Genomic DNA, 26,284 nt, shown 5'->3' on the forward strand with positions numbered 1-26,284 from the left:
TATGTTAAACATTGGGCCATTTTCATTTCATTCTAGACTTTTATTAGGAACAGGTAAATTCCCTGATTTTGACGTACAACAAAAAGCAATTGACGTTTCTGAAGCTGAAATTTTAACGTTTGCAGTACGTCGTATGGATATCTTTGATGCAAAGCAACCTAATTTATTAGAGAAACTTGATGTGAAAAAATATACGTTATTACCAAATACAGCAGGGGCAAAAAACGCTGAAGAGGCTGTTCGTATTGCAAAATTAGCAAAAGCTTCTGGGCTTTGTGACATGATAAAGGTAGAAGTTATTGGTGATGATAGAACGTTATTACCGGATCCGGTAGAAACGTTAAAGGCATCTGAAATGTTACTGGAAGAAGGATTTATCGTACTTCCGTATACATCTGATGATGTTGTATTAGCACGTAAATTACAAGAGCTTGGCGTGCATGCGATTATGCCAGGAGCATCTCCAATCGGATCAGGACTTGGTATTGTAAATCCATTAAATTTGAGCTTCATTATTGAACAAGCGACAGTACCAGTTATCGTTGATGCCGGTATTGGTAGCCCAGCTGATGCGGCATTTGCAATGGAATTAGGAGCGGATGGTGTGTTATTAAATACGGCTGTGTCAGGAGCAAAAGATCCTATTAAGATGGCACAAGCAATGAAATTAAGTATTGAGGCAGGACGTTTAGGCTTTGAAGCAGGTCGTATTGCACGTAAACGTTGTGCAACGGCAAGTAGTCCTTTAGAAGGAATGAGCGTAGTTGAATAATCGATATTCTCGCCAAGAATTATTTTCTCCGATTGGGGAAGAAGGCCAGCAAAAGATAAGAGAAAAGCATGTGCTTATTATCGGCGCGGGCGCACTAGGTAGTGCAAATGCAGAGATGTTTGTAAGAGCAGGTGTTGGCAAGATAACAATTGTTGACCGTGATTATGTCGATTGGAGTAATTTACAAAGACAACAATTGTATGCAGAGAGCGACGTAAAGAATAATCTTCCAAAAGCTATAGCGGCTAAAAAACGTTTAGAAGAGATTAATAGCGATGTAACAATAGAAGCTCTCGTTCAAGATGTAACAGCTGAAGAGTTAGAAGAACTTGTTACAAATGTTGATGTAATTATTGATGCGACTGATAATTTTGAAACACGCTTTATTGTGAATGATATAGCACAAAAATATTCTATTCCATGGATTTACGGTGCATGTGTAGGTAGTTACGGTCTTTCTTACACAATCCTTCCTAGTAAAACACCATGTTTATCATGTTTATTACAGTCGATTCCGCTTGGCGGGGCAACATGTGATACAGCCGGTATTATATCACCTGCTGTATCTCTTGTCGTTTCTCATCAAGTAACAGAAGCTCTTAAACTGTTAGTAGAAGATTACGAATCACTTCGAGATGGGCTTGTATCGTTTGATATGTGGAAGAATGAGTATTCATGTATGAATGTGCAAAAGCTTCGCCAGCATAATTGTCCTTCATGCGGAGAGAATGCATTATATCCGTATTTAAATAAAGAGAACACATCAAAAACAGCAGTTTTATGCGGGCGAAATACAGTTCAAATTAGACCACCTCATAAAGAGGAAATGAATTTTGAACAATATAAAGAGTTGCTGGAAGGTCGTGTGAATGATTTAAATGTAAATCCATATTTACTATCATTTTCTGTTGAAGACAAGAGGTTAGTCGCCTTTAAAGATGGCCGTGTGCTTGTACATGGAACGAAAGATATAAGCGAAGCAAAAACGATTTATCATCGCTATTTTGGATAGAAAAGGATGAGTGGGATGAAAGTGAATAAAGCTTTAACAATTGCAGGGTCTGATAGCGGCGGCGGTGCTGGAATTCAGGCAGATTTAAAAACATTCCAAGAGCTTGGTGTATACGGAATGACGGCTATTACGGCAATTACTGCTCAAAACACGCTTGGCGTTCAAGGGGTATATCCTGTTCCGTTAGAAGGTGTTACAGAACAGCTGAATTCAATTGGTACGGATTTAACACCAGATGCAGTGAAACTAGGAATGTTATTTAGTAGTGAAATAATTCAAATTGTTGCAGAACAAATTAAAAAGTTTGGCTGGAATAATATTGTGCTAGATCCCGTTATGATTGCAAAAGGCGGTGCATCATTATTACAGCAAGAAGCAGTTCAAGCATTAAAAGAATATTTATTACCAGTAGCAACTGTTATAACACCGAATGTCCCAGAAGCAGAAGTGTTAACTGGGATGGAGATTCATAACGTTGAAGATAGTAAGGAAGCTGCAAAAGTATTGCACGAATTAGGTGCTAAATATGTGCTTATGAAGGGCGGACATGCAGAATATCAAGGTAATGAAGTAATTGATTTCCTCTTTGATGGAGAAAAATTTATTGAGTTTAGAAGCGAGCGAATTCCTTCAAAGCAAACGCACGGAAGTGGGTGTACATTTGCTTCAGCGGTTACAGCAGGACTTGCGAAAGGATACTCAATTGAAGATGCTGTTCAAGAAGCAAAACGATTTATTAGTATAGCAATTGAAGAGCCATTGAATATTGGTAGTGGCCATGGGCCGACGAATCATTTTGCATATAAGTTGAATAAAACGCGCGCATAGGTGAGTAAAAAGTCAGTTTGATAACTGGCTTTTTTTCTGTTTACTTTTTCAAAATACAGGAGTAATATATCAGCCAGAATATATTTTTTGTAAACGCTGAGTCCAATTATATGGAGCGGGGGAACCAATTTGTGCGTCGGCACTAGGGGTGAATCTTTCAATTTTGAAAGTAGGGCTACTCTCAAAGTCCGAATCCGACAGCTAACTTCGTAAGCGTCTTGAGAGAGGACGGTGCCATGATGGATACATCACTTCATGGATCTGATTAGTATAGGGGAATATCAATCTATGCTTGATTTCTTTTATACTAAGGAGGATGAGGTACATGGAACTAACACTTATTTGTGTTGGAGAAGAGAACAAGATAAAGAGTTTAAGAGAGCTAGTATCATTTCAACATGAGTTAATTATTTGTACAGCAAATGAAGAGATAGCGGCTGAAGTTAGGAATTGTGGGTTTGATTGGACTTATAGCTGCAGTAAGGAGCAGGACTTTACTAGTATTTGTGAGTGTATTAAGAAGGTGATTTTACTAGGGGATGAGCTTCCAATCGTTAGTTTTTTCACAGAACACATTCGCTTTTCTTTTCAAGCACCTATTACTGTTGTTACAAGGAATAAACGATATCCAGCGAGGCTCTATGAAACAATTGGAGCTAAGTTTGTCGTGTTTACAAATTGTGATAATATTTCTTTTTTATTTTTTGAATAGGGCGGGGGAAGAAATGATGAAGGTATTATTACTTGGAGATATAGCAAATCGTTGGGCAGTATCGGTAGAGCGAGTTCAAGAATTGGTTCAGATCGATCCCCTTTTTCCAGGGCCATATATTATATTACCATCAAAAGATGCTTTGTATTTAGAGATGGATATTACCGAGTATGAGCAGCTACATGCAGAATTGACACAAGTTTATATTCGCGGGAGAAATTTACGTGCATTTTTACGAGGAGAATAAAGGTTGAATAAAAAAGAGCGAATGCTGAGTGCGACAAGCTATGCACTTCATGTCATTCGCTCTTTTTATTTCATATTTAAAAGGTCATTTTTAAGAAAAAAGAAGAGAAATAAAGAAAATAGATGAAATAATAGTAATAATCTTCAATGTAAGCGTTTAAATTAATGTAAATATTATTATTTTCAGTAATTTACCCCTTTACAAGTGAAATGTAGAGGAGTATATTTACTCTCATAAATCATTCATAAAATTTCCAAAAAAACCTAAAATCGCTGAGTTCCAGAAATGGAGCGGGGGAACCAATTTTGTGCATCGTCACTTGGGGTGAATCTTTCAGTTTTGAAAGTAGGGCTACTCTTTAGGCCCGAATCCGACAGCTAACCTCGTAAGCGTTTAGAGAGGAGGTTTACTTTTTGTTGTTCATTTTTGAACACTGAGTAGAGCTCAGTGTTCTTTTTTAATATTTAAATGGTAAATTTTAACAAAAGAAGTGAGGGATAGCTATGTTAGATGTTGTAATGGTCGGGATTTTTATTTTATTAGTTGCATCGATGGCAAGTCTTGCAAGTTGGTCAGATAAAGTTGTGAAAGAAGGAAAACAATCATGATGATTGTCTTATCGGTTATTGTCGCAGCAATTACAGTGTATTTAGTGTATGCATTATTAAATCCAGAGAAGTTTTAATTAGGGGGAATCATTCATTATGATTTGGGTTGCAGTCATTATTACAATGCTCTTGTTTATTTTAGTAGCAAAGCCAACGGGGATTTATTTAGAAAAAGCTTTTCAAGGTAGCAAAACGCTAGATAAAGTATTCGGGCCTTTTGAAAAACTTATTTTTAAAATTACGGGTGTAAAAGAATACAATCAAACGTGCAAACAGTACGCATTATCATTAGTTTTACTCAACGGATTTATGATTGTTGTTGTATATTTCATTTTCAGATTACAAGGTGTGTTGCCGCTAAATCCAGCGCATATTGAAGGGATGGAGCCTACGCTCGCTTTTAATACAGCGATTAGTTTTATGGCTGATACAAACTTACAGCATTATAGCGGTGAAAATGGTTTATCCTATTTATCACAATTGATCGGGATTACATTTTTAATGTTTGCGGCACCAGCAACGACATTAGCGCTCGTTATGGCTTTTATAAGAGGACTTGCTGGAAAAGAACTTGGTAACTTTTTCGTTGATTTTACGAGAGCGTTAACGAGAGTGTTTCTTCCTATCGCATTTATTGCAGCACTAGTTTTTGTCGCACTTGGCGTACCACAAACGTTAGATGGGGCGGTTACAGCACAAACGATTGAAGGTGCAAAGCAAAGTATTTTACGTGGACCTGTTGCATCATTCGTTTCCATTAAGGAACTTGGAAATAACGGCGGTGGATTTTTCGGAGCAAACTCTACGCATCCTTTCGAAAATCCAGGACAAATGAGTAATATTTTGCAAATGATGCTTATGATGTTATTACCAACAGCACTTCCATTTACGTACGGACGAATGGTAGGAAATAAAAAACAAGGTCGCATCCTTTTCGTGTCACTATTTATGGTATTTTTACTAGGGTTTATAACAATTACGACATCTGAACTAAACGGGAATCCGGCATTAAATGGAATGGGTATCGAACATGTACAAGGGAGTACAGAAGGGAAGGAAGTACGATTTGGAACAGTATTTTCTTCACTATACGCAACGGTAACGACAGCTGCTGAAACAGGCGCTGTTAATACGATGCATGATACATTAACACCAATTGGCGGTCTAGTTCCACTTGTAAATATGATGTTAAATACAGTGTATGGCGGCGTTGGAGCAGGTTTTGTAAACATTATTATGTATGCAATTATTGCAGTGTTTATATCTGGGTTAATGGTTGGACGGACACCAGAGTTTTTAGGTAAAAAGATTGAAGGTAAGGAAATGAAATTAATTGCGGTCACGATTTTATTTCATCCATTGCTCATTTTAGGATTTTCGGCATTAGCTCTTTCAACAAATTTAGGGACGGATGCTATTTCTCATTCCGGTTTCCACGGTTTAACGCAAGTTGTATATGAATATACATCGTCAGCTGCGAATAACGGATCTGGATTTGAAGGATTAGGAGATAATACACCGTTTTGGAATATTACGACTGGTTTAGTTATGTTTTTAGGACGCTACTTCAGTTTAATTACGATGTTGGCTGTGGCAGCTTCGCTGAAAGAAAAAGCGGTAGTGCCAGAAACAGTCGGAACGTTCCGTACAGATAATAGTTTATTTGGTGGCATCTTCATCGGAACAATTGTAATTGTCGGTGCATTAACATTCTTCCCGATGTTAGTACTTGGACCAATTGCAGAATTTCTTACATTGAAGTAATGGAGGGTAAATGATGAGACCGGTAGTAGTAAAAGAAAAACAATTAAATAAGTCACAAATACATGCTGTAGAAGATGAAGTTAGACAAGCAAAAACGATGGATCGTGATATCGTAACACATGCGATGAAACAATCCGTTGCGAAATTGAATCCGAAAGTCATGATAAAGAATCCGATTATGTTCGTTGTGGAAATTGGGTTTATCATTACGTTCATTTTATCTTTTATTCCAAGCAGTTCTAGTAGTATACCAGGATGGTTTAATATAACAGTTTCTCTTATTCTATTATTTACAGTTTTATTTGCAAATTTTGCAGAAGCATTAGCAGAAGGTCGTGGTAAGGCGCAAGCCGATTCTTTAAAGCAGTCGAAGAAAGATGTGTTTGCAAATGTTGTAAAAGAAAATGGAGACATTGTCCAAGTTTCAGCAACTGATCTTAGAAAAGGTGACGTTGTTATCGTAAAACAAGGAGAAATGATTCCGAATGATGGTGAAGTTATTAAAGGATTAGCGTCTGTAGATGAATCTGCAATTACAGGGGAATCAGCTCCTGTTATAAAAGAAGCAGGCGGTGATTTTTGTTCCGTAACAGGTGGAACGATGGTGGTAAGTGATGAAATTACAATTGTCATTACGAGTAATCCTGGTGAATCATTTATCGACAAAATGATTTCTTTAGTAGAAGGAGCTGCTCGTCAAAAAACGCCGAATGAGATTGCTTTAAATACAGTATTAACGAGCTTAACTCTTATTTTCTTGATTGTCGTTGTGACGTTGCCGATTTTTACAAATTATTTAGGTTTTCAAATTGATACAGCTGTACTCGTAGCATTGTTAGTATGTTTAATTCCAACGACAATTGGTGGTTTGCTATCAGCGATTGGTATTGCTGGGATGGACCGGGTGACAAAATTTAACGTGTTAGCGATGTCAGGGAAAGCAGTAGAAGCTGCGGGCGATATTAATACAATTATTTTAGATAAAACAGGTACAATTACTTTTGGGAACCGGATGGCTCATACATTATTGCCTGTAGGAAATGAAACGATTGAGCAAGTTGGAAAGTGGGCTGCTATTAGTTCTGTTTTAGATGAAACACCAGAAGGTCGATCTGTTATCGAGTATGTGCAGGGAAAATCTATATCATATAATAGAGAACTTGCAGAACAAGGTGAGTTTGTTCCGTTTAAAGCAGAAACGAGAATGAGTGGTGTTGATTTACAAGACGGAACGAAAGTGAGAAAAGGTGCTGTAGGTGCCGTTATTGAATGGGTTGGGTCACAAGGCGGAACAATTCCGAAAGATGTAAATCAAAAAGCAGACTTAATTTCAAAAGAGGGTGGAACACCACTTGTAGTTGCAGTAGATAATCGTATTTACGGTTTAATTTATTTAAAAGATACAGTAAAACCGGGTATGCGTGAGCGTTTTGAACAGTTACGCCAAATGGGGATTAAAACGGTTATGTGTACAGGTGATAATCCGTTAACAGCAGCAACGATTGCAAAAGAAGCAGGGGTAGATGAATTCGTTGCCGAGTGTAAACCAGAAGATAAAATTGCTGTTATTAAAGCAGAGCAAGATAAAGGGAAACTTGTAGCGATGACAGGTGATGGTACAAATGATGCTCCAGCATTAGCACAGGCTGACGTTGGATTAGCGATGAATAGTGGTACGACAGCAGCGAAAGAAGCGGCGAACATGATTGATTTAGACTCGAATCCGACAAAAATTATTGAGGTTGTAGGAATTGGTAAGCAATTGTTAATGACGCGTGGTGCGTTAACGACATTTAGTATTGCGAATGATATAGCGAAATACTTTGCGATTATTCCAGCGATGTTTACACTTGCAATTCCGCAAATGGAAGCATTGAACATAATGAAGTTAACATCACCACTGTCAGCGATTTTATCAGCATTAATATTTAACGCTGTTATTATTCCATTACTCATTCCGTTAGCGATGAAAGGTATCGCATATAAACCGATGAGTTCTAATGCATTGCTTAGCCGAAACTTACTTATTTATGGGCTTGGTGGAGTTATCGTTCCGTTCATTGGAATTAAGGTAATTGATATGATTGTCGGCTTGTTCATATAAGGAAGAGGGGAAAAAGATGGAGAAGAAACAAAGTATACTATCACCAATTATTCGTATTACTTTTACATTTCTAGTGTTGTGTGGACTTGTATACCCACTTATTGTTACTGGTATTGCACAAGCAGTGATGAAGGATAATGCGGATGGAAGTCTAATATATAATGATAAAAATGAAGTGATTGGTTCTAAATTAATCGGGCAAAACTTCACGGATCCAAGTTATTTTCAAGGGCGTGTTTCTAGTATTGAATATAAGGCTGAAGCATCTGGTTCAAATAACTATGCACCATCTAATCCAGATTTAGCAAAACGTGTAGAGAAAAGTATTGAAGAGTGGAAGAAACAAAATCCAACTGTTCCAGTTCCAGAAGTGCCGATCGATTTAGTAACGAATTCAGGTTCAGGGCTAGATCCTGATATTAGTCCGAAGGCGGCGTCCGTACAGGTAGAGCGCATCTCGAAATTAACGAGAATCCCGAAAGAAACGCTGGATCAGTTGATTAAAGATCAAACAGAAGGTGCAGCACTTGGTTTATTAGGAGAAGATCGCGTGAACGTTTTAAAGCTAAATTTAGAATTACAGAAACTACTGAAATAGTAACAGTGCTACCTCAATCTAATGGATTGAGGTAGCGTTGTTTCGAAAGAAAGGTTGTGAATGTTTTGTATGCAGATGACTATAAACCGACGTTTCAAAGGCGAACGCCAGAGGAATATTTAGAATATATTCGTCAGCAAAACCGCGGGAAGTTAAAGCTATATGTAGGGGCAGCTCCAGGCGTAGGAAAAAGTTATAAAATGCTCTTTGATGCAAGAGAGATGAAAAAAGATGGAATTGATATTGTAATTGGTTTAATTGAAACGCACGGAAGAAAAGAGACGGAAGAAGCAATTGCTGATTTAGAAAAATTTCCTTTGAAAGAAATACAGTATAAAGGAAAGGTATTTTATGAGCTTGATGTGGAAGGAATAAAAAAACGCGCACCGCAAGTAGTTGTAGTGGATGAACTCGCACATAGTAATGTTCCTGGTTCTAAGCATAAAAAACGTTATATGGATGTGCAGGAATTGTTAGAGGCTGGTATATCGGTATTATCAGCTTTTAATATTCAACATTTAGAAAGTGTTCATGATATTGTAGCTCAAATTACGAATGTAAAAGTAAGAGAACGAATTCCAGATTTTATTTTACAAAAGGCAAATGAAATTCAGCTTGTTGATGCAACGCCCGAGGTATTAAGGAAGAGACTAATAGACGGAAAGATATATAAAGAAGAAAAAATTCAGCAAAGTTTACAAAACTTCTTTACACTTAATAATTTAGGAGCACTTAGGGAATTATCACTTCGAGAAGTTGCTGATGATATGGACGAGAAAATTAGCCAAACAGTAATAGAACCGATTGGTGTAAAAGAAAAAATTCTCGTTTGTGTACAATACAGTTCAACAGCGGAGAAATTAATACGACGGGGATGGCGCATGGCTGATCGGTTAAATGCTGAATTGTACGTATTAAACGTTGAGAGGGAAAATATAGATTCTATTTCAGCTGGAAAAAAGCAGACGATTGAAGAGTGGAAGTTGCTAACGAATCAATTTGATGCAAGTTTTATATTAGAAGAAGCAAAGGGAAGAAAGCCAGCAGATGTTATTATTGAAGTGGCAAAAAGATTACAGGTGACGCAAATTTTACTTGGACAATCGGCAAGAACAAGATGGGAAGAAATACGAAAAGGCTCTATTGTAAATGAAATTATGAGACAAACAAAGTATATTGATATTCATATTGTTGCGGATCAAAGAGGGTAAAATAGAGCCGACCTTTTTGGGGGCTCTATTTTACTTTTTGTACAGCATGAAAGCGTAGCATTTTCATTGCATATAAGATTACAAGTAAAAATATAATTGCGCCTAGGAAGAAAATCCAAAAGTGATTTTGGTTAAATAAAAGAAATCCACCTATAAGTGGCCCTGTGCCCATACCAATATAGCGGATGAAGTTGTACATACCGATAGCTGTTGCGCGCTCTTGTACGAATTCTTCTGTTAATAAAGTAGTGTGAGTTGGCATAGAAAGTCCCATACTAAAACCGTACAAAGATGTAGCGATAATGATGAATGGGATATTGATGCTATATGTGAAAGAGAATAAAACGACACATATAATATTGAAGAAACTCGTAATAAATAAAGCTTGCTTTGTTGTGAGGCGTTTTTGCAAAAACTTGTAGCAATAACTCCCTAGCATAATAGAAAGAGACATTGGTACAAACATAAGACCAATTTCACTTGCAGTTAAGTGAAATGAATTTGTTAAAATGCTCGGTAAAAAAACGAGGAAGCAAAAGTAAATACAAAATTGAATGAAGCCAATAAGAGTAATAGAAAATTCAGTTTTATTTTTTAAGATAAGAGAGTAATTCTTTCGTGCTTTAGACTGCTTAATTACATTTGGCTTTGTTTCTGGAAGTAGTGAAATGTTTATAATTAATAAGATAATGCCAAGTATAGATAAAAAGAGAAATACAGATAAGTGACCATTTATACTGCCGAGATAACCACCTATGAGAGGGGCCATTGCAGGTGCGAGGGCAAGTAACATTTGGTATAGGCTCATCGCTTTACCTCGTTCTTTTCCCTCAAATAAATCGCCGATAATCGTTGCTGAAACTACAGGTATAGCCGCTATTCCTATAGCTTGAACAGCTCTAAAAAATAGAAATAAATAAATGTTCGCCGAAAAAGCACATCCGATTGAACCAATTGTACTAATGACTAAACTAGGGATAAGGACAGATTTTCTCCCTTTTGTATCAATTAAAGGTCCATATATGAGCTGCATAATCGCAAGAACGAATGTGAAAAGTGAAACTGTTACATTTACAAGATAAAGAGAAGTATGAAATGAATTTTGAATCATCGGTAAGATAGGTGTATAAATATTTTGAGCGAAGGAACCAAGTAAGGCACTAATACAGATAACATATAAAATGAAATTTAGTTTAGATTTTTTCATCATGTTAACCTCCTTGTAATTTAGTTTCCTTGGAAACTAAATTTATTTTAACATGTTTTTCTCACTTGTAAATATGAAAAAATAATTTTAAAATGATATATAGTTAAATTGTTTCTTTGGAAACTTAGGGGGCGAACGGATTGGATCATGCAACGAAACAAATGGAAATACTTTCGGACATTCGTACACTTTTGCATAAAAAAGAAGAACATTTAAAACGACAAAACGAGAAATTTCTTCGTGAGACAGGTGTAAGTGGCATGTCATTATCTGAGTTACATGTAATCGAATGTATCGGAAAAAATGGTTTGATGAATGTAACGGCAATTACGACAGAAATGGGCATGACGAAGGGAGCAATCTCTAAAATTTGTACAAAGTTGTTTCAAAAGCAATTCGTTGAGAAGATGCAAATGTTAGATAATCAAAAAGAAATCTTCTTCCGCTTAACGGAAAGTGGAAATGAAATATATATAGCTCATGAAAAATTGCATAAGCAAGCTGAAGAAAAGTGGTTGTTACTTTTAGATGGATATACGAAAGAAGAGCAAGACTTTATTCAAAGGTTTATAAAGGATGTCTCCGATTATTTGGAAATATAATTGGAAGAAAAAACTCCTTTTTCTCAAGTCTTTTCAATATAATTTCTGAAAGAACTCATATATAATAGAAAAAGATACTTAACATGGTGAATAATTAAAGAGTCAATATATATAGAGGAGAGAGTAACATGCTTGAAAGTACGGGGTTAGTATTAGAAGGCGGCGGTATGCGTGGTGTATATACGGGCGGGATATTAGAATACTTTATGGAACAAGATTTATATTTTCCATATGTAATTGGTGTATCAGCTGGTGCTTGTCATGCAGCGTCGTATCTTTCCAGACAAAGAAATAGAAATAAAACGGTCAATATTGATTATGCATCACATCCGAAATATTTATCGTATAAAAACTTATGGAGAAAACGTCAACTATTTGATATGGATTTCATTTTTCATGAAATTCCAGAAAAGCATGTACCGTTTGATTTTGAAACATACTTTAATAGCCCAGAGCGTTTCCTTGTAGGAACGACGGATTGTGAAACAGGACAATCAGTTTATTTTGAAAAAGAAGGAACGAATGATGATGCGCTAAATTTATTACAAGCGTCTAGTTCATTGCCTTTCATTGCACCGGTAGTAAATTATCGTGGTAAGCAGTTATTAGATGGTGGGATTTCTGATCCAATTCCAGTTCGTAAAGCACAGGAAGATGGATTTGAAAAATCAGTCGTTATTTTAACGAGAAATCATGGTTACGCGAAGAAAAAATCAAAATTCGGATGGATTGCAGGAAAAGCTTATAAAAAATATCCGAATCTTGTTAACACGATGCTCAATCGTTATGAAGTGTATAATGAAACACTACACTATATTGAAAAAGAAGAGCAAGCTGGTAATTTATTTGTTATTCGCCCAGAAGTGCCGCTTCAAGTAGATCGTATGGAAAAAGATACAGCAAAACTACAAAATTTATACGAGCAAGGCTATGAAGATGCAAAGAGACAATTTGCAGATTTGCAGGCGTTTTTGCAAAAATAATAATTAGGCTGTGGAGATGGAGTTCTCTGCAGTCTTTTTATATTGTTTTTAAAAAATGTATAAATGTTTAAGCTTTTTAAGAGTTTGTAAAACATATAGTTTTCTTATTGAGGAACATGCGATTGAAAGATACTATGACGATGTAGCACTATTGAATTATTTATTTAAGAGGTGATTGTTATGAAGGGAAAAGTTTTTACAATAACAACATTCGTGTTATTAGCAACAGCAATCTCAACTAGTGCCTTCTACTCAACGTTAAGCGTTCATAAAAACGATAATCTGCTATCTTATAGAGCTCAAACTACTACGAATCAAAATGCATCCCATTGTTCTGTAACGATTTCTTTTATTAATTCAAATGGAAGTTATACATATATTGAAAGTGCCTCGGATAAATTAGGACCTTATGAATCGGGAAGGGCATTAAATGCTACTGTGAGTAACGATGCGTTTAACGGCTTTGGTGCAAAAGGAGTATACTCGGAGCATTATGCGAATGAGGATAATGACTATCAAGAAGATACACACAAAGGTACTTTTGATAGTAATGGTAACTTACGATTACAGTGGTAAAAAGCATTAAACAGTTGTCTTTATAAATATTTGGATAAGGAGAAGGGGATGTTCATTATCTCCTTCTTATTTAAAAGGAGCACAGACATGTACCTAGCTTTTAAAAATATAAAAAGCAATAAACTGTTTTTCTTAATTCTCCTTATGTCATTTTTTATTTCTTTTCTTTCTATATCAATAGCCGCACTTTTAACAGAGTCTAAACGAAACTTTATATCTGCTTTTCAAATCGGTTTTCCAGAGAAGAATCAAGTTTTAACTGTTCCGATAGCGAATGCAACTGAATTGGAAGAAATAATTCCTTTCATACAAGATACTTTTGTGAAAAGTGATATTTACGTAGAGCATTTAAAAGCATTAAATAGTTCAGGGGCAACAAAGATCATAGCTGTGAACTTAAAAGATGATTATTATTGGAAGCCATATATTTCTGAGGGACAATATTTTTATCGTGAAAATGTAAACGATATGGTTGTTGGCGATCAAACGAATGTAGAGGAATTATATGAATTTGATGATACATATAAAAAAATAGGAACTATATCGAGAAAAGACAGTGACGTCGGTGTAGCAGGCATATACGTTCCACTTCAAAACTTACCTACTATATCTAAAAAAGGTATTATCGCGAGTAAACAATTACAATTAACAGTTGTTAATCCTACATCATCTATTCATAACGAAATAAAAAAGTTTATGGATAGGAGTAAAGAAGTGCTTTCGGGAGATGTTCAAATACTGAATGAACGAGATCTTCAGGAACTACATGTGACACATATAGATCCAGCAAATAAGTATTATTATAAATTCATTCTTGTTGCAATTGTTTCTGGCATTTCTGCGGTTTTATTTTGGATTTATAAAAAAGAAAGAGAGATTTCATTAAAAAAGGCAGTAGGTGCTTCTAATATATCTGTTTACTGCGAACTATATATTCAAATTTTGTTTATTTCTCTAGCAGCGATGTTCTTAGTTTTTATTACGCTAGAAATATTTTCGGGAACAATTCATACGTATTTTCAGACATACTTAGTAAAACCGTTAACACTATATGTATTGATATGTAATGTTGTTTTTATAATTTTTCTTACATTTTTTGTTACTGTAATTCCAATCAAGCACGTTATAAATATATATCCCGGAAAACATTTAAGAACGTAGGAGGTCGTCATGTTTTTTATATTTGATTCTATACGGTCTGTGAAAAAACGGTTGTTACCAAGTTTGATTATAGTAATTTCTTTAATTATTGCATTTTCTTCAGCAATAGAATTTGTTAGTAATCTTTCGGGATATCGAAAAATGATGACGGTAGCAAATAATTTATCGACTAATAAAAATTTCTACGAGCTGTATGCAACACAAAATATAACGTTGTTTAGCAAAGAAAAAGCAAAAGATGACTATCAACATTTCATGAGAGGATTATCTAATACGATACCGATTACAAATATAACAAATTATTTGTTTCTTACATATTCATTTACCTTAAATAAAGAAAATAAAACGATAAAAACTTTGCTTGTGGATAAAGATATTAATAAATATTTTCATATACGTCTTTCGCAAGGAAGATATTTTGAGGAATCGGAATTTCATAAATCAGTATTTGATAGTAGACCTGTTATATTAGGGGCTAATTATAAAGGAAAGGCATCTATTGGTGATATCATACCATCTGGAAAAATGAAACTAAAAGTAATTGGCTTTTTAGAAAAAAATTCAGCATTTACATATCCTCGAAGCGGTGAAATATCGGATAATCGTATTACATTATTAGATGACATGGCGATTTTACCAATTGGAACAGAAGAAATAGAGTTCTATAGTGTAGACCTTTTATACAATGGGTTAATTATAGAAACAAATGAGAAGATAAATATGAATGAATTTCAAAAGAAAGTATTAAAGGTAACAGAAGGTAAGGGGTATTCGTATTATGTTACAAATCCGGATAAATTATTAGAAAATGAAAAGCAAGGCATTGATAATATGTCATATCCCTTATTATTAAGCGGTACAGTCTTATCTTTTTCATTTATATCTATTTTATTAACATCAATGGCCACGCTTTATATGGAACGTAAAAATATTTCTATTAAATCAGCATTAGGAGCAAGTACTTTTCAACTATGTCTTCCGTTTGTTATTGAGTATATGTTGTTATTCGTTTTATCTATATGTATAGGAATTATGTATTTTCAATGGGAGAATAGCGGAGTAATTGAAATTCAGAAAGGGCTAGAAAATAGTATATTATCTTTCTTTGGAACGTTAAAAGTCTCTATAGAATCATTGGTTGTTATAGTTGCTTTATCACTTGTAATGATCCTCGTTATATATGCAATCATTTATTTCAATGTACTAAAAATAAAAAATACATATATGAAAGAGGTGTTATAGATGATTCAGCTCGCAAATGTGGCTAAGGGATACGGAAAGAGTAATTTTAGTGCTTTAAAAGATATTAATCTTACAATAGAAAAAGGAGAAATGATAGCCATTATGGGACCATCTGGTTCAGGGAAATCAACCTTACTTAATATTATTGGCTTAATTGATAGCCCTTCTACTGGAAAGTATTTTTTAGATGGCATGGATACGAGTACATTAAAGTCAAACTATCATAAGTATAGAAATAAGGAAGTTGGATTTGTGTTTCAGAACTTTTCGCTACTAGATGATTATACAATTATTGAAAATGTAATGCTCCCGCTTATATATAGAAAAATTGCTCATAAGAAACGTATACAAATATCAAAAGAAATGCTTGAGATGGTAGGGCTGGAGAGGCATATTAACAAATATCCCCACGAATTATCTGGAGGAGAGCAGCAAAGAACGGCGATAGCAAGGGCTTTAGCACAAGACACAAAAATTATACTCGCGGATGAACCGACTGGTGCTCTCGATCAAGAAAACGGAGAAAAAATCATGAGCATTTTAAAAGAAATTAATAAACAAGGGAAAACGGTGCTAGTTGTTACACATGACCAAAAGGTAGCTGCATACTGCCAGAGGACGATACGTTTGCTTGATGGGTGTGTGGTATAATATGGATAAAAGTATGTGGAGAGGTGATACATATGGAAAATGTATATAAAGGGCTTAGACATACTGGATTTACTATGTTGCTTATTTTTGGTGGTGTATTTTTACTTCGCTGGTTTATTCATGATGAAATGCTATTAGATCAACTTATTGGTTTTAGTGTGGGCATAGTAATGGTTATTTTATCGGTTTTCATTCAAAAGTGCAGTAAAGAATTACAGGTAGAAGAGAAGTATTAAAAGGTTATAAGCACCTTCATATTTTGGAGATGCCTTTATAGTTTGAATAATTGTTGTAAAAGAAAAGTAGCGCATCGAATTTCGATGCGCTACTTTTTTATGTATAAAAAAATCCCTCTTTATGAGGGATTTTAATGTGGTAAGAATACCAATTGATAAGCGAACAAGATTCCGAATACATATACAAGTGGGTGAACAGAACGGAATTTACCTTTTGCCACTTTCATAAGTGGGTAGGAAATAAATCCAAGTGCGATACCTGTTGCGATACTTGATGTAAGTGGCATGCTTAAGATTACTAAGAATGCTGGGAATGCTTCATCAAATGCGTCCCAATCGATGTGGCGAACAGAGCCCATCATAAGACTACCAACGATAATTAATGATGGTGCAGTAATAGCTGATACACCAGAAACAGCACTTACTAATGGTCCGAAGAATGCTGCTAGTGCGAATAGAACAGCTACTGTAACAGTTGTTAAACCAGTACGACCACCAGCTGCAACACCAGCAGATGATTCAATGTAAGCTGTTGATGGTGTTGTTCCGAACATAGAACCAATTGTTGCTGAGAATGAGTCAGATAGAAGAGCTCGTCCTGCTTTTGGAAGCTTTCCGTCTTTCATAAATCCACCTTGTTGTGCAACGCCAAGTAATGTACCTGTTGTATCGAATAGTGTAACAAGGAAGAATGAGAATACAACGCCGTATAATCCGTAGTTAATTACGTCAGATACAGCAGTAATTGGATTTGAAACGATAATTCCTTCTGGTAATCCAGGCATTGATGTAACACCGTTTGAGAATGTTAATTGTCCTGTGAAGAAAGCGATAATACCAGTTAATAGCATGCCGATAAATAGTGCGCCATTTACATTTAAAGACATAAGGATAATAGTAATTCCAAGTCCAGCTAATGCTAGTAGAACTGGAGGAGAGTGAAGATCACCAAGTCCAACTAAGTTTGCATCATTTTTTGTAACGATACCTGTTAAACGTAAGCCGATAAAGGCGATAAATAGCCCGATACCAGCAGTAATTGCATGTTTTAAGTTTTCAGGAATTGCTTCCATTAATTTTGTACGGAAAGATGTAAATGATAGCAAAATTAAAATCATACCTGCTACGAATACAGCAGAGAATGCAATTGCGAAAGTCATGCCTTCATGCGCTTTTACAACAGAGTAAGAGAAGTAAGCATTTAATCCCATACCTGGCGCGATTGCGATTGGTAAGTTTGTAAAGATTGCCATAAATAATGTTCCGACAACAGCAGCAATAATTGTTGCTGTAAATGCTTGTTCAAATGGAACACCTGCATCTCCAAGGATAACAGGGTTTACGACAATGATATATGCCATTGTTAAGAAGGTAATAATACCTGCCATAATTTCAGTTTTAATAGAAGTTTTATGTTTTGAAAGGTTAAACATATAAACATCCTTTCTGTTTACGAATAATTTTCACAACAGTTATATATAATATTCGTTTTTTAACTATTTTGCAATAGCTTTGCATAAAAAGTTTATAACAATTCATATTTTGTGTCTTAAATTCGAATATTAATCGTAAACCAATGTGTGAATTTCAGCTTTTTATTGTGCACATGCTAAGAAAAAGGAGTTGAAAGTAGCTATGCCACAGCAAAAAAACTTTATAACAATGCCTGCGCAACATCAAAATAAGCAGCCTGGTATTGAATCATTAATGAGCCCCCTTCCGCAGTTTGAAGATCCAAATTATAAAGGAAGTGAAAAATTAAAAGGAAAGAATGTGTTAATTACGGGAGGAGATAGCGGAATTGGACGAGCAGTTTCCATCGCTTTTGCAAAAGAGGGAGCAAATATTGCGATTGCTTATTTAGATGAGGAAGAAGATGCAAATGAGACGAAACAACGTGTTGAAAAAGAAGGTGTAAAGTGTGTGTTGTTGCCGGGGGATTTGAGTAATGAACAGCATTGTAAAGATATTGTGGAAGAGACCGCCCGGCAGTTAGGTAGTTTAAATATTTTAGTAAATAACGTTGCACAGCAATATCCGCAGCAAGGGCTAGAGTATATTACAGCAGAACAGCTAGAAAAAACATTTCGTATTAATATTTTTTCTTATTTTCACGTTACGAAAGCAGCCCTTTCTCATTTGAAGAAAGGGGATGTCATTATAAATACGGCATCTATCGTTGCATATGAAGGAAATGAAACGTTAATTGATTATTCCGCAACGAAAGGAGCAATCGTAGCTTTTACAAGATCACTTTCTCAATCGGTAGTGCAAAAAGGGATTCGTGTAAATGGTGTTGCGCCGGGGCCGATTTGGACACCGCTTATTCCATCGAGCTTTGATGAGAAGAAAGTCTCTCAGTTCGGGAGCAATGTTCCGATGCAAAGACCTGGTCAACCATATGAATTAGCGCCAGCATACGTATACTTAGCGTCTGAGGATTCATCCTATGTTACTGGGCAAATGATACATGTAAATGGGGGCGTTATTGTAAATGGATAGTTTTCATTTATAAGAGCAAAGTAAAGTTAATTCCACTTATTATAGTGAGCGCTAGGGGGGATATAGATGAAAAAGTTATGTTTCGTCATACTATTATTTTTCATCCTACCGGTTAGTGCTTTTGCTGATACAGATCATTTAATATTAGTGAATCTTACGACAAACCAGTTGTCTTTTTTTGAAAATGGAAATTATACAAAAACATTCCCCGTAACAACTGGAAGAGATCGTACGCCTACGCCTGAAGGTAATTTTTGTATTATAACTAAATATAAAAATAAAGAATACCATCGAAAAAAAATAGCTGGGGGTGCACCAAATAACCCTCTTGGTACGAGATGGCTTGGGCTGGATAAGAATGAATATGCGATTCATGGGACAAATCGGGAATGGACGATTGGAAGTAGGGAATCAAATGGGTGTATTCGCATGCATGACAGGGATATACAATGGTTATATGATCGAGTCCAATTGCAAACAAAAGTAATCATTTCTCGTTTTCATACGAGCCCCGAATATGAAGCGAATAAGCTTGGTTATCGCGTTGTGAGCTGGAATGGTCGAAAAATAGAAGAAGAACAAATTGGACTACTTACGTTAGTAGACCGCGCGGATATATATTGGCAAGAGCCAAATGGACAGTTAACGAAAGTGAAAACGGTATTGCCAAATGAAAGATATCCAGTGTACTCAAAACGAAAAGATGGAATATATTATATAGGAAACAATTCGTATATTATAGATGAAACAGGAGAGAAAATTCGTTACGAGCAAATTCCTTCTTCGATTTTAAGTAATATATATAAACGGAAATACAATGTTCCGTAATGGCTACCGTATTATAGACGGTAGCTTATTTATACTTGGAGTTTAACTGCAACTATTGTATTTTGCTGAATATAATACAGTACAGATAGGGGGCGGTTATATTATGAAAAGTGAATTTGCGTTTAAAGTTTTCTTAGTAACGACCTGTTTATTTATTGTGTATTTATATGCGTTTCTCGTCTTTTCTTTTTATGTTCCATATGTTGATTTAATATTATTCTTCGGATTTATTTGGGCGTTTGTGAAAGCGAGGGAAGGAGAGAAGAGTATATATCGGCGCATTACCCTATGCGGGACGGCCGTTCTCGTTATTTTGTATTTTTTTATTATGCATGATTTTTGGAGAGGGATGTAAAAAAGCATACGATGAATCGTATGCTTTTTATGTTTAATATTTAGGCTTAAATGTATGACAACAAGTCTCTACACTCGTTGCTACAGAACTTTCTAGCGTCTCGTTTGTTAAAACAGCAGCTGTATATGAATCATTTTCAGTTTGACCAGTTTCATCTGCATCAGGCTGAACGACGATCGCACTTGCTTGACAAAAGTTACCTTGTCCCCAAAAAGAACAGTTGGAAACAGAACATCTTACTTCTGGCATAAAACCCCCTCCTTATACATTAGTGTGGGATTTTACACCCATTTCATGTGTAGAAGGAGTTTCCTTTTCTCGTTACTTTTTCGTTTGCTCAAGCCATTCTTTTAATTTATCTTTCGGCTGTTCACCGCTAATGCGGCTCACTTCTTTGCCATCTTTAAAATGAATGATTGTTGGTGTTCCTTGAATTTTATATTCATCCCAAGGAGCATCTAATTTTTCAATATCCATAACTTTCATATCAACGTTTAAGTCTTTAGCCATTGGCACTAGGACAGGAGATAATTTTTGGCAATGAACGCAAGATGTTTGATAAAAGTATACTGTTTCTTCTTTTTTCTCTTTTAAGTTCTTTTGAAGATCTGAAAGAGAAATTTTATTTGTGTAGTAGTCAGGACCGTTTGTCTTACTTTCAGCAGGATTATCAATTTTCTGGCTAGTTGAAGCGTTTTTTTCTTCCATTTGTGTTACAGCGAAAATTGCCGCAAACAAGGCGATAATAATACCACCAAATATAAGCATTTTTTTCATTCTTTCATCTCCTTATTTGTTTTTGATGACAATAAAGCTACAAACAGCGATTGTAATAAAGCCGATAAGTGCTAAAAACGGGATTGTCACAAAGCCGAACCAGTTTATGTATTCTCCCGTACATGGTACACGTCCACAAGCTGCCCCAGCGGCTGAAAATGCTGCGACTTTTTGAATTGCATAGTGATATAAAGAAATACAAGCACCAATAGTTGCGATTGGTAAAGAATAATTTGCGATGCGATAGTCTTTCTTTGCCACAGCGATACCGAGCCATAAAACGAATGGATACATAAAAATACGTTGATACCAACAAAGAACACAAGGCTCAAATTTCATGATTTCGGAAAAGTACAGACTTCCTAGTGTAGCAATAAAAGAAGCTCCCCATGCGGTAAGTAAAGCATATTCTTGCTTTTTTTCTCGTCCCATATTTTATACCTCTCTTATAATAGTTACATACTAAATTATAGTATGAAGTGGTATGGAAAAGAAAGAAAAAATATGTTTATCAATAAAAGTTTTATAAGGAGAAACTTTTATTGATATAAATATTTTAAAAAAGCGCCATTCTCCGGAAGAGAATAGCGCTATAGTTTACATTTGAATTTGTTCTACTTCTTCTACATGCGACTTTTGGGATGCGTGGTCAATATATTGAAATAGGAGCTGCAATTGTTTATCAACTTCTGGGAGTTCTTTACTGTATTGATAAGCGTGTAAAAAATGCTCAATACGCTTAGAAAATAATTGATCGTTCGTTTGAACCATGAGAACGAGTAATTTATCCCAATTACAGCAATACGTGTAATAGAGAGCTTTATCATAGTCGTTATATGTTTGCACTGTGTACCCTCCTTACCGAGAGTTATATATAGTGTGTGATAAGTAAGGAGAAATACACTTGAAAGAATTTGTTAAGAAAAAAAGTGAATGAAAAGAAAAAACGAGGAGTTTCCTCGTTTTTTAAGCTTTTGGCATTGGCGTAGGTGTTGGTTTGCCATAGCCTTCTTTGTATTTATTATCGATATAGTTACGAATTTCAAGCGTTGATTTTCCTTTTTGTTTCATGGAAGCAGATTCAACTGCGATTTCTAGGCAATTGACGCAAGTCGTTGCATGGGAGTCCCAAACAACTTCACCATTCTTTTTAATTTCACGAATAAAGCAGTTTTTATTATTTTTATGTCCTACACTTTCACCGCAACCACAATAGCATGGAATCCAATCTAATAGCTCTGCATTTTGTCCAGCGACGGTGTAGATATCTTTCATTTGTGGATCAAGCTTATCTAGGAAGGTCGGAAGTGTGTCGACTCCTTTTGTTTTCTCTTGAATGTCAGCTTGCTGAGTGTGCGATGCGTGGTCATGTTCTTCTTTTTTTGATTCAGAAGATTTTTGGTCATTTGTACCAGTACTTCCGCATCCAGCAAGAATTAAGCTTAGTACTGCAAGTAAAGAAAATACATACTTTTTCATTCGCTTGTCCCCTTTACAAATGTATTAATCAAATTGTATCAGACTAAGGGACACCTAGGGAGAAGTTTTTTTTGAACGATTTTTGAAGTGCCATCGTAGTGAATGAAATAAAAATAAAATAGGGATATAAGCGTATACAATATATAAACCCGCTTGAGATAGTACGGTATTTAATGTGTTGATACTTTCACGGTTTGTGAAAAGTAGAGAAGCTGAAAATATGATGAAAATAAAAAACGGTAATGTAAATTTAAATGAAATATGAAAGGAACGCTTCATCGTTTGACATGATGACCAAATGGTTAAGCAGAGGTTTGGTAAAATAATTAAAAACCAAACGAAAATAATAATATATTCAAAGCGCTGGATAAAAGGAACTTTAATTATTTTTAACATCGTTAAAGTAGGCCAAATAGTACGGTTTAATTGTCCCTCGCTGTAATACATAAAAGATACGATAGCTAAAACTACATAAATTAAGGTGCTAAAAGCAATTCCAGCATGGGCCCATCGCTTTAAAGATTTTCCTTTTTCAATAAAGGGATAAAAGATAAGAATTGTTTCAAACCCCAGAAATTCCAATGCGGATTGTTTTGCAGATATAAGCATGTCAAAAGGTGAATGTGTAAAAATAGGTAAAATATTACGGAAATGAGCATATTTCATTGGATAGATTAAAAAGAATACAACGAAAATAGGAAGAACAATACCCCAAAAACATATCCCTGTCACAGAACGGAAGCCACCTTTTATAATGTAGTAAGTGACTAATAAAAACATAAGCGTAAGTTTCCATAACTTAATGGTAGGGAAAATCCAAACTTGTATCACTTCCATATATGTACGAAGAACAGTAAGGCAAAATAATAAGCAATAAAGAGTGAAAATTACAGAAAATATAGAGCCAAACCACTTTCCAAAGGTTGTTGTATGAATGCTAATTAAATCTCCGTCTTTTTCAAGCATTTTTAACATACAAAACAGCACAATATGAGTTGTAATTCCCGCAATAATAAGAGAAATCCAGGCATCATAACCAGCGTTTTTTAAAATTACACGTTGATATCCGAGAATTCCTATACCAATCTGGAGAGAATGCAATAAAATAAATGCAAAATATGGAGAGACTGTCTTTGTTTTATTCATTGTATTCATTGCTTATTTCACCTCACTATTCTCCGATTCCAGATTGTACAATATTAAGATCTAAATTTATATCCACCGCTACATTTTTATACATATTTCGAATTTGTTTTATATTCCATTTTCTCGTATGGCTTCTAATTTCATCTCGTATTCCTAAAGGATCAATTTCCTTTTCTTGAAATTGTTTTATTAAATCTTCACAGTCTTTTTCGACATTTCGTTCAATTTGTTTTTTTATATAGTTGATATTTGTTTTTTTTCTTAGATCAATCCAATTAGGAGAGTTTTTAATTAATCCATTTAATTTTAAATGGATTTTTACTTTTGGTATGTCGCCAGTTTGATCTATATCATACTTATTTTCCCCAGCTAAGTTTTGTATAACAACCATACCTTTATGTTTATCCTTTGTTATCGCTGCTTCGTAACGTCCATTTTTCGTAGGGTTAATAAGTAATTTTGCTAAAACAGAATGTCTTTTATCCGTATACATGACGACTTTATCGCCTTTTAAAAAGGCAAGTCCTTTGACAGCGACAGAATGATTATCGTCCATTTTAATATAAGGAACATAGGCATCACATACAGAAGAGTAATAATTATATAAAAAAATGTTTAATTCAGTTTGTGGAATGTTCTCATTTCTTATATTTTGCTCGAGTAAATCAGCAATATATAAAGACCCATTTTTTTTTCCGTAATTTAAAAGCTCTTCAGCCGATCCATCTACAATTGCTAGTTGTACATCACGCCCGATATTTGGGTCACGTTGTAAGTTAGTAATAATTTCTCCCATTCCGCGTTCTCCTAGAGCCTTTCCAAATAGGACAACACGCATTTGACCTACAACAACATTGTGAGGAGATTTCGCATTCAATCGTGAAGCAATTGTTTCAAGTGAACGGGCAGATGTTGTTTGAGTCTCTGGCTTAGACTTTACACCATGTGTGTACTCTGGGAATAGAATAGTTCCTTGGAATCTTTTGTTTTTTGTGATGTCAAATCCAGCAATATGAATAATACGCTGTGCATCCACTATATACGTTTGTGTACAGCCAGTTTGTAAAACGAAGAAGATAATGATAAGGTGCAATAAAACTTTTTTCATTCATTCTCACCATCACGTTTTTGCTTCGATTTGTTTGGATTATAGCGCCATTTTGATTTTGGTCTAAGAAAAGAAGGTCTTTGTGCCGTTTGACTAAATGGTAATCGAAGAAAACCTTCTGCTGTACCTAAACCACGAAATGGATATAAAGGTAATAAATAAGGTGATCCAAGTGATTTTAATTTAATTAAATGAGCTAAAATAAATACAAATCCGACAATAAGGCCTAATCCTCCGAACGCACCGGCTAAAAGAATAAGCGGAAAGCGTAATAATCGAATAGTAGAAGACATCTTTACGGTTGGTGTTGTGAATGATGCAAGAGCGGATAAAGCAACTGCAATTAATAAAATTGTACTTGTCAAAGCCGCTTCAACAGATGCTTGGCCAATTACAATCCCCCCAACAATCCCAATCGTTTGTCCGACTTTTGTCGGTAAACGCGCTCCTGCTTCACGAAGCAATTCAATTGTAATTTCTAAAAAGAGTGCTTCTAGAATAGGAGGGAAAGGTACGTTAGCTCTCGAGAAAATAATAGGACCTAGTAAATCGGCAGGAATCATTTGATAATGATATGTTAAAGCCGCTGTATAAATAGCGGAGGAAAAAAGAGAAAATATAGCTCCGAAAAAACGAATAATACGAAAGAACGATCCAATCATCCACGGTAAATAATAATCTTCTGGTGAAATGAAAAAATCCAGTAACGTTGTTGGTCCTGATAAAGCATATGGAGAGCCATCTGTTAAGATTAAAACTTCCCCGTTAATTAATGCAAATACAGCTCGATCTAATCGTTCTGTAGGTAATAGAACAGGAAAAGGTGAATTGCTATTATCACTAATAAATTGCTCAATCATAGTTGAATCAAATGGGACATCAAAGTCAATGTCTTCTAGCCGTTGAAGTGCGGTGTTGACAAATTGTTCATTTGTAATTCCTTCTATATAAGCAACTGCTACTTTCGTTTTTGATATAGATCCGACGGTAACTTCTTTAAAAATGAGTTGCTCCGTTACGATATTTCGGCGTAATAAGTGGATATTTGTATCAAGGTTTTCAACGAAACCGATTTTAGGCCCGATTACGCTATACTCATTTTCTGTATCGTTATATAATCGTTTTCCTAAAACAGTACTTTCGGCACGAATTAAAGCATATTGATCAGGATTCGAATTGTTTTTTAAGCGTATTAAAATATATCCACCTAATAATTTTTCACGAATATTATCAATAGAAGGGGAGGTAATAATGTCTTCAATAGAGATGATATTACATAAATCAGAGATGTTTTGGATTTGTTCCGATTCCTTTTTTATAGGAGTTAAAATGAATTGTTTAATAATAAGTGCTTCCACGACAGATTTATAATAAAACAGGCACAACGTTTCATCTTTAAGTATGTTATAAGAGACAAAATCGCTTGATTCTTTCATGGTTTGTATAAATTCTGGAATAGAACAAAGTGTTTTTGTATTAGTCTTTTTTGATTTCTTAGATGATAAACCGAACATTTTCTCACCCCTAACATACGTCATTTACTTGTGTTAGTTTTTGGGAAAGACGGGAATTTAT

At 35.2% G+C, this 26,284-nt stretch carries 31 protein-coding genes and 2 riboswitches; of the genes, 21 read left to right on the top strand and 10 right to left on the bottom strand.

From position 1 onward, the window contains the following. Position 1 precedes the first annotated feature (1 nt). From thiG to kdpDN, 11 genes are all read left to right on the top strand, one after another. Positions 2-772, top strand: coding sequence for a thiazole synthase (gene thiG / locus MHI26_RS03825; protein WP_000931981.1), 771 nt, complete (start codon positions 2-4; stop codon positions 770-772). After that, positions 765-1,784, top strand: a complete 1,020-nt coding sequence (thiF, locus tag MHI26_RS03830; protein ID WP_061667661.1) for a thiazole biosynthesis adenylyltransferase ThiF — start codon at positions 765-767, stop codon at positions 1,782-1,784. Before thiG ends, thiF begins: the two co-directional genes overlap by 8 nt. Positions 1,785-1,799: 15 nt before the next feature. Next, on the top strand, positions 1,800-2,612 hold the full coding sequence (gene thiD, locus MHI26_RS03835; RefSeq protein WP_000867391.1) for a bifunctional hydroxymethylpyrimidine kinase/phosphomethylpyrimidine kinase: 813 nt from the start codon (positions 1,800-1,802) through the stop codon (positions 2,610-2,612). A gap of 84 nt (positions 2,613-2,696) precedes the next feature. Beyond that, positions 2,697-2,844: riboswitch (cyclic di-AMP (ydaO/yuaA leader) on the top strand. A 93-nt stretch (positions 2,845-2,937) separates the two neighbouring features. Next, entirely contained in the window at positions 2,938-3,324 is a 387-nt protein-coding gene (locus MHI26_RS03840; RefSeq protein ID WP_000424064.1) for a hypothetical protein, read from the top strand. Positions 3,325-3,337: 13 nt separating this feature from the next. After that, on the top strand, positions 3,338-3,571 hold the full coding sequence (locus MHI26_RS03845; RefSeq protein ID WP_002025339.1) for a hypothetical protein: 234 nt from the start codon (positions 3,338-3,340) through the stop codon (positions 3,569-3,571). Between the two features lie 260 nt (positions 3,572-3,831). Continuing rightward, a riboswitch (cyclic di-AMP (ydaO/yuaA leader) is annotated at positions 3,832-3,977 on the top strand. A gap of 97 nt (positions 3,978-4,074) precedes the next feature. Further along, complete coding sequence (locus MHI26_RS03850; RefSeq protein ID WP_000887894.1) at positions 4,075-4,179, top strand: SipW-dependent-type signal peptide-containing protein; 105 nt, start codon at positions 4,075-4,077, stop codon at positions 4,177-4,179. Further along, positions 4,179-4,256 (top strand): K(+)-transporting ATPase subunit F, encoded by a 78-nt coding sequence (gene kdpF, locus MHI26_RS03855; protein WP_223153441.1) that lies wholly within the window; start codon positions 4,179-4,181, stop codon positions 4,254-4,256. Before MHI26_RS03850 ends, kdpF begins: the two co-directional genes overlap by 1 nt. Before the next feature lie 19 nt (positions 4,257-4,275). Beyond that, positions 4,276-5,943: a potassium-transporting ATPase subunit KdpA gene (kdpA, locus tag MHI26_RS03860; RefSeq protein WP_061667660.1), complete on the top strand. Its 1,668-nt coding sequence runs from the start codon at positions 4,276-4,278 to the stop codon at positions 5,941-5,943. 13 nt (positions 5,944-5,956) lie between these two features. Continuing rightward, a complete protein-coding gene (kdpB, locus tag MHI26_RS03865) occupies positions 5,957-8,047 on the top strand; it encodes a potassium-transporting ATPase subunit KdpB (protein ID WP_001248005.1) in 2,091 nt (696 codons plus the stop codon). Positions 8,048-8,063: 16 nt separating this feature from the next. Next, positions 8,064-8,645: a K(+)-transporting ATPase subunit C gene (kdpC, locus tag MHI26_RS03870; RefSeq protein WP_061667659.1), complete on the top strand. Its 582-nt coding sequence runs from the start codon at positions 8,064-8,066 to the stop codon at positions 8,643-8,645. Between the two features lie 56 nt (positions 8,646-8,701). Continuing rightward, positions 8,702-9,856 carry a KdpD-like non-kinase potassium sensor gene (kdpDN, locus tag MHI26_RS03875; protein ID WP_003306340.1) on the top strand — a complete coding sequence of 385 codons (1,155 nt, stop codon included), beginning with the start codon at positions 8,702-8,704 and terminating at the stop codon, positions 9,854-9,856. A gap of 25 nt (positions 9,857-9,881) precedes the next feature. Here kdpDN and MHI26_RS03880 read toward each other — a convergent pair whose 3' ends face one another. Continuing rightward, complete coding sequence (locus MHI26_RS03880) at positions 9,882-11,063, bottom strand: MFS transporter (RefSeq protein ID WP_061667658.1); 1,182 nt, start codon at positions 11,061-11,063, stop codon at positions 9,882-9,884. 140 nt (positions 11,064-11,203) lie between these two features. On the opposite strand from MHI26_RS03880, the gene MHI26_RS03885 reads away from it, so the two are divergent. From MHI26_RS03885 to MHI26_RS03915, 7 genes are all read left to right on the top strand, one after another. Next, positions 11,204-11,665, top strand: a complete 462-nt coding sequence (locus tag MHI26_RS03885) for a MarR family transcriptional regulator (protein ID WP_061667657.1) — start codon at positions 11,204-11,206, stop codon at positions 11,663-11,665. A 128-nt stretch (positions 11,666-11,793) separates the two neighbouring features. After that, complete coding sequence (locus MHI26_RS03890) at positions 11,794-12,648, top strand: patatin-like phospholipase family protein (RefSeq protein ID WP_061667656.1); 855 nt, start codon at positions 11,794-11,796, stop codon at positions 12,646-12,648. A gap of 180 nt (positions 12,649-12,828) precedes the next feature. Next, positions 12,829-13,224, top strand: coding sequence for a hypothetical protein (locus MHI26_RS03895; protein ID WP_000676994.1), 396 nt, complete (start codon positions 12,829-12,831; stop codon positions 13,222-13,224). An 87-nt stretch (positions 13,225-13,311) separates the two neighbouring features. After that, entirely contained in the window at positions 13,312-14,385 is a 1,074-nt protein-coding gene (locus MHI26_RS03900; protein ID WP_061667655.1) for an ABC transporter permease, read from the top strand. A gap of 9 nt (positions 14,386-14,394) precedes the next feature. Beyond that, complete coding sequence (locus MHI26_RS03905; RefSeq protein WP_000465080.1) at positions 14,395-15,627, top strand: ABC transporter permease; 1,233 nt, start codon at positions 14,395-14,397, stop codon at positions 15,625-15,627. Then, positions 15,628-16,278, top strand: coding sequence for an ABC transporter ATP-binding protein (locus tag MHI26_RS03910; protein WP_000615292.1), 651 nt, complete (start codon positions 15,628-15,630; stop codon positions 16,276-16,278). Between the two features lie 32 nt (positions 16,279-16,310). Then, complete coding sequence (locus MHI26_RS03915) at positions 16,311-16,514, top strand: hypothetical protein (RefSeq protein WP_000432820.1); 204 nt, start codon at positions 16,311-16,313, stop codon at positions 16,512-16,514. A gap of 131 nt (positions 16,515-16,645) precedes the next feature. Here MHI26_RS03915 and MHI26_RS03920 read toward each other — a convergent pair whose 3' ends face one another. Beyond that, positions 16,646-17,947, bottom strand: a complete 1,302-nt coding sequence (locus tag MHI26_RS03920) for an NCS2 family permease (RefSeq protein WP_061667654.1) — start codon at positions 17,945-17,947, stop codon at positions 16,646-16,648. Between the two features lie 202 nt (positions 17,948-18,149). Here MHI26_RS03920 and MHI26_RS03925 point away from each other — a divergent pair, with 202 nt between their 5' ends. The 3 genes from MHI26_RS03925 (at position 18,150) to MHI26_RS03935 (ending at position 20,199) form a co-directional block, all read left to right on the top strand. Continuing rightward, positions 18,150-19,016: an SDR family oxidoreductase gene (locus MHI26_RS03925; protein ID WP_001136263.1), complete on the top strand. Its 867-nt coding sequence runs from the start codon at positions 18,150-18,152 to the stop codon at positions 19,014-19,016. A 66-nt stretch (positions 19,017-19,082) separates the two neighbouring features. After that, on the top strand, positions 19,083-19,844 hold the full coding sequence (locus tag MHI26_RS03930; protein ID WP_061667653.1) for a L,D-transpeptidase: 762 nt from the start codon (positions 19,083-19,085) through the stop codon (positions 19,842-19,844). A gap of 103 nt (positions 19,845-19,947) precedes the next feature. Beyond that, positions 19,948-20,199 carry a hypothetical protein gene (locus tag MHI26_RS03935; protein WP_000834195.1) on the top strand — a complete coding sequence of 84 codons (252 nt, stop codon included), beginning with the start codon at positions 19,948-19,950 and terminating at the stop codon, positions 20,197-20,199. A gap of 33 nt (positions 20,200-20,232) precedes the next feature. Here MHI26_RS03935 and MHI26_RS03940 read toward each other — a convergent pair whose 3' ends face one another. The 8 genes from MHI26_RS03940 to MHI26_RS03975 form a co-directional block, all read right to left on the bottom strand. Next, a complete protein-coding gene (locus tag MHI26_RS03940; RefSeq protein ID WP_001115488.1) occupies positions 20,233-20,448 on the bottom strand; it encodes a DUF1540 domain-containing protein in 216 nt (71 codons plus the stop codon). A gap of 72 nt (positions 20,449-20,520) precedes the next feature. Beyond that, positions 20,521-20,976: a thioredoxin family protein gene (locus MHI26_RS03945; RefSeq protein WP_061667652.1), complete on the bottom strand. Its 456-nt coding sequence runs from the start codon at positions 20,974-20,976 to the stop codon at positions 20,521-20,523. Positions 20,977-20,988: 12 nt separating this feature from the next. Continuing rightward, on the bottom strand, positions 20,989-21,408 hold the full coding sequence (locus tag MHI26_RS03950; protein WP_000532261.1) for a disulfide formation protein C: 420 nt from the start codon (positions 21,406-21,408) through the stop codon (positions 20,989-20,991). Between the two features lie 165 nt (positions 21,409-21,573). Continuing rightward, positions 21,574-21,822: a YhdB family protein gene (locus MHI26_RS03955; RefSeq protein ID WP_001195459.1), complete on the bottom strand. Its 249-nt coding sequence runs from the start codon at positions 21,820-21,822 to the stop codon at positions 21,574-21,576. A 120-nt stretch (positions 21,823-21,942) separates the two neighbouring features. Next, positions 21,943-22,455, bottom strand: a complete 513-nt coding sequence (locus MHI26_RS03960; protein ID WP_000761026.1) for a PCYCGC domain-containing protein — start codon at positions 22,453-22,455, stop codon at positions 21,943-21,945. A gap of 54 nt (positions 22,456-22,509) precedes the next feature. Next, a complete protein-coding gene (locus tag MHI26_RS03965; RefSeq protein WP_061667651.1) occupies positions 22,510-23,610 on the bottom strand; it encodes a GerAB/ArcD/ProY family transporter in 1,101 nt (366 codons plus the stop codon). Between the two features lie 16 nt (positions 23,611-23,626). Next, entirely contained in the window at positions 23,627-24,709 is a 1,083-nt protein-coding gene (locus tag MHI26_RS03970) for a Ger(x)C family spore germination protein (protein WP_000756804.1), read from the bottom strand. Then, positions 24,706-26,223: a spore germination protein gene (locus MHI26_RS03975; RefSeq protein ID WP_061667650.1), complete on the bottom strand. Its 1,518-nt coding sequence runs from the start codon at positions 26,221-26,223 to the stop codon at positions 24,706-24,708. The genes MHI26_RS03970 and MHI26_RS03975 overlap by 4 nt, the downstream gene beginning before the upstream one ends. Positions 26,224-26,284: the final 61 nt, after the last annotated feature.

It is taken from the genome of Bacillus sp. FSL K6-1218, from assembly GCF_038006445.1.
Lineage (GTDB): Bacteria > Bacillota > Bacilli > Bacillales > Bacillaceae_G > Bacillus_A > Bacillus_A thuringiensis_S.